Origin of the sequence: Pseudomonas sp. 22189, assembly GCF_052045635.1 — a bacterium.
Taxonomy (GTDB): Bacteria; Pseudomonadota; Gammaproteobacteria; order Pseudomonadales; family Pseudomonadaceae; genus Aquipseudomonas; species Aquipseudomonas parakoreensis.
The window spans coordinates 20908-32649 of sequence record NZ_JBQEPG010000030.1; the positions used below are offsets into that span (position 1 = coordinate 20908).

The 11742-nt window shown below is 47.6% G+C and carries 11 protein-coding genes and 1 pseudogene; 7 read left to right on the top strand and 5 right to left on the bottom strand.

Annotated features, from left to right (window positions below):
- The first annotated feature begins 63 nt into the window (after positions 1-63).
- The 3 genes from ACTJKS_RS24200 to ACTJKS_RS24210 are packed head-to-tail and all read left to right on the top strand — an operon-like array spanning position 64 to position 2949.
- Positions 64-1140 carry a hypothetical protein gene (locus tag ACTJKS_RS24200; RefSeq protein WP_262948000.1) on the top strand — a complete coding sequence of 359 codons (1077 nt, stop codon included), beginning with the start codon at positions 64-66 and terminating at the stop codon, positions 1138-1140.
- Positions 1137-2270 carry a hypothetical protein gene (locus ACTJKS_RS24205; protein WP_262948001.1) on the top strand — a complete coding sequence of 378 codons (1134 nt, stop codon included), beginning with the start codon at positions 1137-1139 and terminating at the stop codon, positions 2268-2270. The genes ACTJKS_RS24200 and ACTJKS_RS24205 overlap by 4 nt, the downstream gene beginning before the upstream one ends.
- Positions 2263-2949, top strand: a complete 687-nt coding sequence (locus ACTJKS_RS24210; RefSeq protein WP_262948003.1) for a hypothetical protein — start codon at positions 2263-2265, stop codon at positions 2947-2949. Before ACTJKS_RS24205 ends, ACTJKS_RS24210 begins: the two co-directional genes overlap by 8 nt.
- Before the next feature lie 306 nt (positions 2950-3255).
- Here the strand turns inward: ACTJKS_RS24210 and ACTJKS_RS24215 are convergent, their stop codons facing one another.
- The 5 genes and pseudogenes from ACTJKS_RS24215 to ACTJKS_RS24235 form a co-directional block, all read right to left on the bottom strand.
- On the bottom strand, positions 3256-4149 hold the full coding sequence (locus ACTJKS_RS24215) for an HNH endonuclease (protein WP_262948004.1): 894 nt from the start codon (positions 4147-4149) through the stop codon (positions 3256-3258).
- On the bottom strand, positions 4149-5630 hold the full coding sequence (locus ACTJKS_RS24220; protein ID WP_262948006.1) for an ATP-binding protein: 1482 nt from the start codon (positions 5628-5630) through the stop codon (positions 4149-4151). The genes ACTJKS_RS24215 and ACTJKS_RS24220 overlap by 1 nt, the downstream gene beginning before the upstream one ends.
- A gap of 200 nt (positions 5631-5830) precedes the next feature.
- Positions 5831-6280, bottom strand: coding sequence for a phosphate-starvation-inducible protein PsiE (locus tag ACTJKS_RS24225; protein WP_262948007.1), 450 nt, complete (start codon positions 6278-6280; stop codon positions 5831-5833).
- Between the two features lie 134 nt (positions 6281-6414).
- Positions 6415-6657 (bottom strand): annotated as a pseudogene (locus ACTJKS_RS24230) (phosphate-starvation-inducible PsiE family protein); the annotation flags it as partial.
- 322 nt (positions 6658-6979) lie between these two features.
- Positions 6980-7699 carry an autoinducer binding domain-containing protein gene (locus tag ACTJKS_RS24235; protein WP_108181718.1) on the bottom strand — a complete coding sequence of 240 codons (720 nt, stop codon included), beginning with the start codon at positions 7697-7699 and terminating at the stop codon, positions 6980-6982.
- 155 nt (positions 7700-7854) lie between these two features.
- Here ACTJKS_RS24235 and ACTJKS_RS24240 point away from each other — a divergent pair, with 155 nt between their 5' ends.
- From ACTJKS_RS24240 to ACTJKS_RS24255, 4 genes are all read left to right on the top strand, one after another.
- Positions 7855-8409 carry an acyl-homoserine-lactone synthase gene (locus tag ACTJKS_RS24240; protein WP_108181717.1) on the top strand — a complete coding sequence of 185 codons (555 nt, stop codon included), beginning with the start codon at positions 7855-7857 and terminating at the stop codon, positions 8407-8409.
- Between the two features lie 139 nt (positions 8410-8548).
- Positions 8549-9793, top strand: coding sequence for an AfsA-related hotdog domain-containing protein (locus ACTJKS_RS24245; protein ID WP_108181716.1), 1245 nt, complete (start codon positions 8549-8551; stop codon positions 9791-9793).
- Complete coding sequence (locus tag ACTJKS_RS24250; RefSeq protein WP_262948009.1) at positions 9790-10938, top strand: NADH:flavin oxidoreductase; 1149 nt, start codon at positions 9790-9792, stop codon at positions 10936-10938. The genes ACTJKS_RS24245 and ACTJKS_RS24250 overlap by 4 nt, the downstream gene beginning before the upstream one ends.
- Positions 10939-10951: 13 nt before the next feature.
- A complete protein-coding gene (locus ACTJKS_RS24255; RefSeq protein WP_108181714.1) occupies positions 10952-11722 on the top strand; it encodes an SDR family NAD(P)-dependent oxidoreductase in 771 nt (256 codons plus the stop codon).
- Positions 11723-11742 lie beyond the last annotated feature (20 nt).

Genomic DNA, 11742 nt, shown 5'->3' on the forward strand with positions numbered 1-11742 from the left:
AATGACTTATGGAGCTAAAGCTCGCGCATGGACAGCAGATCAACTCAGGAATAAGGAAATAAAATGGCTGGAGGAGAAAGAGCTGGTATTGCCGCAATTGCCGGTAAAGTTGCGAACGAAATTATTCCTTGGTTGAAATGGAACATACATCCTCCATCAGACCAAAATTTCGAATGCGTATTACCCCAGAAACATAACCCACCTAAAGCCGAGCCCGACTCAGAGCAGAAAGCACATAATCATCCTACAGACGTAGTTTATTCTTATATAGATCCGTACACAGAAAAAACAATCGCTCTTAACACAGATCTTAAAAGCTACGCGACCGGAACAATTAAACAATTTGCTATTCGAAAAGCATTAAAGTCATTGGCACATTCAATAGATTGTGCTCGTTATAGCGATGAATGGAAAACCCGGTACTCATTAACCCAGGAAGATCTTGAAATTAGAGGCATGCTATTCGTATACAATCACGACGGCGGATGGGACAGCACTTTCTACGATATTTTCTATGGAAAAAAAAGCTCAAAAAAATCTAGTACTAGCGCGGAAAGCGAACAAGACATCAACATCCTGAACATAGACCTCCAGAAAGACCAGCAAATACACATACTAGAACCAAACAGCATAAAATATATAAAAACTGTTATAGATGACTTGGAAAAACTCGATTCTAGAGGAGAGTTCAATAGAGCAAACTATCAATTCTTCTACCCTGACCTAAACCTTCACAAAGCCAAAAACCTTCCAAGTTCCAGACCAGCGACCCTTGAGCTGATATCTGCTCCTTTCATGATCATTGAGTATCAAGAAGAACATTTATTTAACGCAAAGCAAGAGACAATCAAATCTATCGATGCTGGGTACAAAATTTACTACAAAGCGAGAATAGATGATTGGAAAGATATGTTCTTCTTGCTTGACTCCCTGTCTAACTACCAGATTTTAAATAGTAACAAAAAGATATCAATACGCGCGATTGCATCTGACCAAGGCGACATGGCAAAAAATTATTTTAGGACAGCCTCGCAAGAATATATAAAGAAATGGGGCAAATCGGAAACTATAGAAAAAATAGAATTTGAGCTCATTCCTACCGTGAGTGATTTCTTCAGTAAAGAGGAGTTGGACTGGTGAGTATAGAAAAACAAAGCATATATATGCCAAATGACAAAGCAATTTGTGATGCCGTAAACAGTTCAAAAGTCAGCAATCAAAGCCTCGCAGAAATATTCTTTAAGCGTGGCATTATTATCTCCCCCAAAACAGAAAGAAAAAACCTTTCATTCTATTACTCCCGAATGTTCACTGGTTATAGAGACTATGACGAATTAACGTCGAATCTTCAGTCAATCACTCAACGAGAGAAAACCACCTCAAGATTTATCACCAACACAAGTTCTGGAGAAGTGCTACAAGCTGCAAACGAATTAAAAAGCATAATAAACTCTAAAGACTATCCGAAAGACGCATCTGCCACCATTACCAAACATCAAAACGAAATCAGGCTAACAATAACCTACACAGATATAAACCCCAACAAAAGTCAACTTCAACAGACAGTCACAAAAGAATCCACCATCGTAATCACGGAAGAAAAAGGAGAGCTTACACTTCGCTCCCCTTATAATGAAGACTCTGAAAAATGGGTAAACCATCTTATCGAAATCCTCAGTAACGACAAAGAAACACCGCCAAAGATAGAAACGATTTCGCTAGAGTTCTTAGACAACCCAAAGATTAGGTCACAATTCCTAGAGGAACTGATCAAAGCAATCAAGGGATACTCATTAAAAGATGTTTCAAAAGTTTCAGTTTTCAACCCGGAAAAAGTCAATAAATCCTCGGGAAGCTCAGATGAACTAGAAGCTGAAAATGACGATATCGACTCTGGCACTCATGTATTTCGTGCGTCATTGAATGGGAAAGGAGTACTAAATTCAAAAGAAGTAGACTCATTACATGAAAAAGGATTTTACACGTCCCACGTAGTATGGACATGTAGTGAAGATTCAGCGACACCGGATATTTATGAAATCGAGATAAAATTTGAAGATGCTGAAAATTGCAGTAGATTCTCTCAAAAAGTAAAAGGTTTTTACAGATACATGTCACTGGAAAAGTATTCCACGAACAGGTTTCCACCTTCAGGAACCATAGAGCGAGACATTCACACAAAAATAGAAACCACCGCGAGAACTTTGATTTCAAAATTCATGCAATCAACTCTTCCAACGACAAAAGAAGCGGAGGCTGAAAGTGCGTAAACTTTTCAGCATAAAAATTGATCTTGATCAACCAACAATATTTGAAAGGATAAGCAATCATAAAAACAAACAATCTGACCATGGAATCTACGACATAATCACGACAGGAAAATTTTTAACTGGAGCATTTTGGATAAGAGAGAAAATAGTTGTTTTTAACGAATTAAATATATACGAATCTGGAGAACCAGTTACCTTCTTCAAAGTTAGTAGATGCATATTTAGCATTCAGAGCATCACGAGAAAATCTCTATTACTAACTATTGACTCGTCATCAAAATCTATAAAACCATTTTTAAAAAATCTAGAAGAGGTAATTAGCTCAAAAATCTTTATTTCGCAGATTAAGATATCCCTACTCGACCTGTCCAAACACATTCAAGATTCTGACAATTCACGAGTAAGAATCACACACTCCTACTCTTCCAATCAGATCATTACAAGACACGACAAAATATCATTTTCAATTTACAGCGATGAAAATGCGATTCTATCGGCTCAAAGATTAATACAAGGTGTCCCAGTGGAGTTTGAAAGAGTGAAGATAGAGTCTTACCAAGATGGGATCCCGGTAATTTTGGACATCAAGTCAAACTGTCTTTATAGTATTTCCATCCCAAACTCTGAGCTAGAAAAATCACTCGTAGATTTCGTGATTAAAACAGAGGTAGGTGATTAATCACCATGAAGTAGATGGATATTCAGTTAAGAACCCTTAGATGAAGAGCTTTCTATCGGAAGTAAATTTAGAATACTTAACAGTTTTGCTTTGAAAATTCACCCGCCATCCACGGGAATGCCCCATATCAAGAATCCATGAAGCATAAGAAGCACAAACGCAATATGTTAAAAATTCCATCACCCTCGGCAAGATACGCTGGGCTCTATTTCATGTGCATTAATTCCGTTTTTTGATGTGCGCTTTTTTTCTCTAAAGCAGCCATTCAATTATGATGGATCTCCTCGACAAATCACCTAGGAAAGTTTATTCAAAATCATAATCTGGTACATAGTATCTGTCCAAAGCGCCAAAAATTCTTACCCCATTAGCTAGAAAATATTCGGAGTCAAGAAGTGCTTTGCAAGCTGCTAACTTCCATTGATCAAACGTAAACTGCGCACATGAATAACTGACTGAGTTATCCTTAATCTTGTCAATCTCCAAAGTTACGATATCTCTTAACTCCTGCCCAGTTTTCTTAGCAAGAGCAACCAAGCCTTTTAACTTTTTCAAAGCAAGCGCTTCATATAAGGCGTCAAGATTATGAACTTTTATATGATTAGAAATACGAGAATAGGCGACAGTTCCCTTCGGATAATTTCTCTTATTTGGACTAAACACAACCTTTCCTTCTGAATCAGAATAAAAAGCGTCCAGCCAATCAGATTGAAAAAACTTGTCGAACCTGGAGTGAATTGTCTGTTCCGACTCAGCTTTAGGTACATATGTGGACTTCTTACCGTTGCACGACAGACAACTTGGAATTAAATTATAAGAAGAAATTGACAGAGACGGAAAAAACTCTTTAGGAAGATAGTGATCAAGACTATCCGCCCCTCCATACAAACATATCTGGCATTTATTATCTGGAGCCAACAACTTTAATTTATCATAATAAAACCTTCCTGCAACCTTCTTAGGTACAAGTTTTTTCTCATACAGAGAAATCAAAAAATCTTTATTCCAGCCATAAGATATGGACTCGTCTCTATACAAATAAAAAATATTATAAAATCCATGAATGCGAAAAACTTTATGAGCCCCTCGGAGAAACTTGTTTAACTTTATTTCCTCCCTAGAAAGTTCTCTATTCTTATATCTTTTTCCCTTAACACAAGCAGCAAAGACTTCATCGAATTTATATACGATTTTTTTCATCAGCCATCACCCCGAGGAATAGAAGCTATTACAACCGCCCTGCCCTCTGAACCGACCTGCCCCTTATATAAGCTCATAACCTCCTTGTAGCTTTTTAAAGTCTTAGCATCCGCTTCAATAAGAGAGTAAAAGCCAGAATTCCTCATATCCAGATTAAAAACATCAGATGTAATCTCGCCAACCCCTTCACCAAACGTTTCAATATTTGGCCTAGCAAATTCACCCCCTCCGTTAACGCGCCAAACGCAAGAACGTGGAATTTCTTGAAGAACTACAGGAGAGTGAGTGGCAACTATTGCAATACCGTTATTAGTAGACAAGACTTCAGAAAGAACTCTTATAAACGCGGCAAGCAGCGGTGGATGAAGATGGTTTTCAGGCTCATCAAACAAGCATATGGTCTTATCTTCAACTAACTCAACCACGCTTGTAACGTAATAAAGAACGGCTGCATGCCCCGAACTCAGAGATGAAAACGCTGAGGACGCCTCTTTTTTTAGCTCGCTTTCGGTCTCATAGAAAGCCAATGTACTCAAATTTAAATTTTTAAAATTAACATCCGCTTCTAGCACCCTCACCGCGTTTAACCAGCGATCTCTTTTTACCTCTGACCCGAGTAGGCAATTATAAATCGAAACAGAAAACTCTTCAGACATTTCTGTAGCTATGTCTTTCAATTTTTTCGTTTCTTGATTATATATTCCTATATATTTCTTTTTAGTTCTCTCAATTCTTATCTTAGAGTCATTAAAATCAACACATTCAAGAGGACTACCAAACACGCCGAGAGAAAAATAAAGCAACTGCCCAAAATCAAATGCAGTTACATTATCCCCATTTACTTTCAGGACTCTACCATCTCTTTTATCAATAGATGACGCAATCGTCTGAAGTATATAACTTTTGCCTACCCCATTCCTCCCAATCAAAGCATGCACATTCGTTGGCGGCTTAGAATCTGGTACAACTTGAAAATCAAGAGACCCTCCAGACTCGTGACAGTACAAGAAACCATATTTTTCCAACGAAACGCCTGTTGACAAAATCTCTCTAAATTGACCTTTAATTGTTGAAATACTGACAAATCGAGACAGCGACTCAATAAAAACTCTTTCTCTATATGACCTCTCAAATATATTGTCATTATAAACAACATCTTTTAGAGCAGAGAGGCAGTCACCTACGGTTTCATGCTCAAATAAACGTAATAAATTTGAATAATAGTCAGGGTTTTGGCCTAGAGAGAAGAATTTATCAGAGAGCAGGCCGAAATCTTTGTCAATAACGCTATAAGTAGCGTCCTGTGTACTTTGACCAAAAAAACCAATTTTAACTTCCCCTACATCCTTAATACCATCATCGCGAGAAACGTAGGCATGAAACCCCGTAACAAAGGAGTAGTCGTTCCATCTCGTATTTGGTGTCAGATAGACAATTGACTCACCAGAGTACTGAACAGGCTGTCCAACTATAAAACGCATAAGTTCCTCCCTAAAAATGCCCAACGCTTAGTGAATCGGAACAATCCTCACTTATCGCTAGGGCTAATCACCAAAATTTTTGTGCTTTCCGCGAGCCAAGACCATTTATGATAGTTAATCAAATCCCCGTTATTTCCGCCTTGATTAAAATATCGATCGTTTACTACCATTTTGAAACCTGATCATGCCTGATAACAAGGTTATTCTGCTTTTTCTTTTACTGATGGATATTTATAAGACGAATACCTAACCACCAAAATCGAAATCGCCAGCAGCAACACACCACCACACACGTAAAGAATCCCCGTATCCGGCGCATTGTGATGAGAAACATCACTTATCAACAATCGAATCAGTGCGGTTACGCCGATGTACAACAAAAATCTCAGGGGCATGTGATTAGTTTTAAAATAAATGCCCGCCATGGCTAGCAACTCTAGATAGATAAAGAGCAGCAAAATATCATCAATCGATATTTTCGGCTGTTGAAGCATACCTATAAATGTAGAGACTCCAGCCCAAACGGTGATTAATCCAATTGCGAAAAGGGCGAGGTAATGAAACGTTTCTACGAATAAATTGCCAATCGAATCAGCACCACCATGCAGCTTTTTACGCAGGCTTTCAGCCCATTTCACTTCTTGCGTCATCGTACACACCACTGTTTAGAAATTGAGCGAATCAAGCCAATCACACGCGTATCAGAAGCGGGTCCTGCCCCAGCATTATCAGGACTTGCAAGCATCTGGTAGCTACCGCGAGGAATGTTAGTAACGTACACCTTCGTCTTGAAGTAAATCCCGACCATTGCGCCCAGTTCCAGATAGATGAACAGCAACAGAATGTCATCGATCTTGATGTGGCCTTCTTCGAGCATGCCGAGAAATTCCATCACCGCCGCCCACGCGGTCACCGCACCGATGGCGAACAACGCCAGGTAGTGGAAGGTCTCGACAAACAGGTTGCCCAGGGACTCGGCCAGTTGATGCACGTTTTGCCGCAATTTCTCGGCCCAGTTGATTTTCACGATGATGTTCCTTAGCCCGATGCGAGCGGATGATGCCGGTTGGACGTGACGGTTTTCCGTATGCGCTGTGCGCCATGCAGAAACGAGGCCACGCATCATGGCGAGCCGGGATGAAACCTGCGCCGTGGCGTTTGGTCGCACCGTTGAACAGACACCGTCGACAGGAATGATTGTGACGATCCAACTAAAGTTTCTTGATAAGTTCGTTACGCTGAAAAAGCATTAGCTTATAAATGAAATATTATTAACCGGGTCATTCTGTGAACTCGCGCACACTCCCCGGTAATTCACCAGTTAGTTATCGAATAAATTATTCGTGTAATTATTTCCAGAGCAGGCCCATCAGCGAAGCTTTAACGGCAGCGGCGATTTTGTTTTGGCAACCGAGTTTCTTCAGGCAATGGTTTATATGGAAGTTTACGGTCCTTTTGCTGATGCCGAGGATCACCGAAACATCGTCCGATGACTTTCCGTCAGCGGTCCATTGCAGAATTTCCTTTTCCCTTTGCGACAGTTCTATGGGTACCGGGATTACCGAATCGGCGCCGCGCATCTGCAGGCGCGTCAGGCCCAGATGGGTGATCTGGGCCAGCCATGAAAGCGCTGCCTGCTTGGTTTCGAGTTCCAGTGCGGTGATCGCTTCGCTGCCCCGGGCAAACGTCACCAGCCCTTGAGTTTCGCTGTTCAGCAGCGTCTGCCCCCAACCTTCGCAGATGCCATGAGCATGCGCTTCCTGCCAGAATTCGGGCGCCTGAGCCTTGAGTTCAGCATCCCACAGCACCGGTTTCACGCTGCGCATTGCGCGCATCACGTAAGGGTCGATGTCCAGGTAACGATTGGCGGAATAGGCAGCTTGCCAGGCCGGCGAATAGTTATTGGCGAGAAACAGGCAAGGTTTGGTGATGGGGAAAAGCCTGCGTGAACCATAGGCCACATAATCAAACTCCAACTGCCTGGCAACGGTCTTGATATTGTCGAACAACAACTCGACATCCGTTGCAGACATGGCGTTTTCCAACAGTTCAGCCTGCCAATATGACATAGAGATTCCTTTCCCACAGTTATTGCTGTCGGCCTCTTGCCAACATGCCTAGCATATTTCCAAATGTTTCCGCTAGCTGTCAAGGGTGACAGGTAGTCTGCGAGCGCAGTGTGCACTTTAATCGCCACCCAACCAATCACTAAACGGAATCTGTGATGGATTATTTGTCAGGACGTTATGACCAGTTGACGACAGTAAAGCGTCAACGCTTGGCTCAATATCGCTATCAGGTCTTTGTCGAACGCCTCGGCTGGCAATTATCAACACCGGACGATTTCGAGTTTGATCAGTTCGACCACAGCGGCACCCATTACATTGTTGCGCAAGAAGAAGACGGCAACATCAAAGGTTGCGCACGCCTGTTGCCGACCACCCAGCCGTATTTGCTGAGTGAGGTGTTCACCGCGTTGCTCGGTGACCAGCCTGCACCGTGCGGCGATGACATCTGGGAGCTGTCACGCTTCACCTCACTGGACCTCGATGCCGAGGGCGGCAAAAACGAACAAGTGATGTCCGACGAAAATACCGTCGGCCTGTTCATGGCCACGCTCGAGTACGCCCGAACCTGCGGCGTTTCACATCTGGTGTCGGTGTCCCCGGTTGCCATCGGCCGCCTGCTCAAACGCGGCGGTATTGACTACAAATGGCTGGCGCCGCCTCAGGTCCTGGACAACCGAACCCTCGGCGCCTGCTACATCACGGTGCAGTAAAACTGCCCGACACGCGATAACAAAAAAACACATCAACTGAAGCTGCTGACACGCGTCGAGCAGCACCTTTCGGTGTGGGTCGATTTCACGCCATGGATAGCAACTGCCTTAAACCAACGTTCAACACAGAGGGATGATCATGATCGACATGCACAGGAAAGTTGCCAAAGACATCGTCCACAAGGGCCACGATGACGATGTGCTGATTTACGACGCTCACCACTTGCTGCCGGCCTGGCTGCCTGCGGCCATCGTGCAACGGGCGAACCTTGATCCGATGGATCTGGAGGTTATCAATCAGGCCTATCGGTTGGACAGCGAGCGACTGGTGCTGCGTTCACTGCCAACCATCATCGACCTGCAGGCGCTCGAAGAGGCGGGCCTGTCGGACTGTCTGCCGGAGCTGCTGACGAATTACGAAAAGACCACCGACCACCTGATCCTCAGCGGCGTCTGGGTGTTGGAAAGCACCGAAGCCAAACTGGCGCGACTGCCCGGTTGCGGCAATGGCCTGAGCCTCGATCAGCGCCGACAGGTGCATGACGTCCTGAAAACCCTGGACGGTTGCCCGCAACAGGGCCTGCTGTATTTCACCCTGTTCAACGACACCGCCAATTACTTTTTCTACCGCAAGCACCACGAGCACGTCCCGGGCCTGATGCTGATCGAAGCGGCACGCCAGGCCATGTACGCGCAGTTCTACGAGCACAGCGGTTACGCCCGCGGCGAGGTGTCGATTTCCATCGTTGATCTGCTGTCGAGTTTTCCCCGTTACACCGAGTCTTCGTTTCAGGTGGATGTGCTGGTCGGCGACTACGAGGGCATGGCCCAGCCACGGGCGCGCAAGGTCGACAAGCGTGCGCGCTTCTTTCAGCGCGGCGAACTGGTGGCCGACATTCGCCTGCATGGCGAAGTGATCAAGATGCCGGTGTTCAAGCGAATGCGGAATATCAACATCGACCCGGCCTGCTGGTTCCGCCCGCTCAAGGGCATACGCCATGAAGTGCTGGTGCGCCTGGATTCCGGTCGTCACCTCTCCGCCCGTCTGGAGCTGCTGTCGATGGCCGGGCTGCAAGTGCAATGCGACAGTCCGCTTGACGCCTCCGAGCGCGGACACGTCTACCTGTACCTGGAAAACGAAGGGATGCTCAGCCTGCCATTGCAATCGCTGCACGCCAGCGACGCGACAAAGGCCGGCACGCTCAAACTGCACCTGGCAGAGCTGGATTCGCCGTTGCGCTTCAAGTGGCGCGAGGTGCTCAAACAATTCGCTTACTTCTCCCACGAAGAAACCGCCCCGGCCCCGGCGCCCGCTCTCGGACAACCGGTGTGGATAACCTTCGATCAGACCACCGCAATGCCCGAACACAGGAAGGAAGCATGATGACGCGCTATCCCCACGTGCTGGAGCCGCTGCGGCTGGCCGGCGGGCTGGAGTTGCGCAATCGGCTGTTCTTCGCGTCGATGGGCGTGGACCTGGCCGATCACAGCGGGTGCGTGACGCCCGCCATGATCGAGTTTTATCAGGGCATCATGGAGGGCGGCTGCTCCATGGCGTTTCTGTGCAACGCCACGGTCTCGCCGCAGTCGCGTCTACAGAGCACCGGGCTCGGCCTGTTCGAGGCGCATCAGGGCGAATCGCTCAGGGCGATGTTCGCCATGGCCGAGCAGGTCAACACGCCGGTGGGTGTGCAACTGCAACATTACGGCGGCCAGGGCACCACCACGCACACCGGGGTTGCCGTGCTGACCCCAAGCGGCGTGCCCTGCCCGCGCGTGTCGAAACTTGATCCGGATTATCGCGTGCGGATCATGGACGAAACCGACATCGCCCTGGTGATCGAGCAGTTCGCCCACTCCGCCTGGCTGGCCTGGACCAACGGCGCACGCCTGGTGCAGTTGCAGGCGTCCAACGGCTACCTGCTGAGCAGCTTTCTTTCACCGCACACCAACAAGCGCACCGACCGCTATGGCGGCAGCGAAGAGAACCGCGCGCGGCTGTTGCTCGACGTGGTCAGGGCCATCCGCGAGCGCACCCAGGGCCAATTGATCGTCACCATTCGTCTGGGCATCGACGACCGCCTGGGCGCGGAAGGGCTGCAATATCCGGACCTCAAGGAAACCGTTCAAGCGCTCTGTCAGGCCGGCGTTGCCGCGCTGGAATGTTCGATGTGCATGGGCGCGACCTTCGGCCAGTTGATCGTGCACTTCGAGACCATGGACCACTACCTGCAAGCCGGCGTGCGGGCGATCAAGTCCGTGGCGACAGTGCCGGTGGGGTACGCCGGTTTCATCGACGGTCTGGACAAGGCCGAGCAGTTGCTGGCCGACGGCGTATGCGATTGGGTGGGCATGTCGCGGGCGCTGTTTGCCGACAACGACCTGATCAACAAAACCCTGCAGGGCCGCTCCGCCGATATCCACAAATGCCGGTGGGACAGCCAGTGCTTCAGCGACAAGAGCAATCCGCGACTGGATCGGGTGTATTGCTGCGTGAACCCGAAATATTTACGCCCCGCGTTGGCATAAGGAGATGCGACATATGTACGATTTTCTGGGAAAAGTATGCCTGGTCACCGGCGGCACCAGCGGCATTGGCGAGACCGTCAGCGAACGCCTGATCAAGGCCGGCGCCGATGTGATCGTGTTCGGCCGGGACGAGGAAAAAGGCGCGGCGCTGGCCGATCGGCTGGGTGAACACTGCCGCTTCATCGCCTGCGATGTCGGTGATCCGGCGCAGGTCGAGCAGGCGTTCGCGACCATTCGTTCGGTCTACGGCCGCCTCGATTGCGCGTTCAACAATGCCGGCGTGACCGCCAAGTACGGAGCGCTCGCGCAATCGTGCCCGGATGACTGGATGAAGGTGATGAACATCAACGTCAACGGCACCTACCACTGCATGCGTCATGAACTGCAACTGATGCTCGACCGCGGCACCGGGGCCATCGTCAACACCTCGTCCTGCGCCGGCGTGGTGCCGATTGGCGGCCAGGTGGCCTATGTCGCCAGCAAGCAGGCGATCAATGGCATGACCCAGGTGGCGTCGATCGAAAATGCGCGGCTGGAAGACGGTGGCTGCATTCGCGTCAATGCGGTCGCCCCGGGGCCGATCCTCGGCGGCATGAACAGCGAGGCACGCCTGAAAGCCGCACCGGAAAACACCCAGCGCAAAATCAACGTGACGTCGATGAAACGCTTCGGCACGGCGGACGAAGTGGCCAACGCGGTGCTCTGGCTGCTCAGCGATCAATCCGCATACGTCACGGGTGTGATCATGCCCATCGATGGGGGTTACGCCAGCGGCAAGTTCTGACATCAAATAAACCAACGACC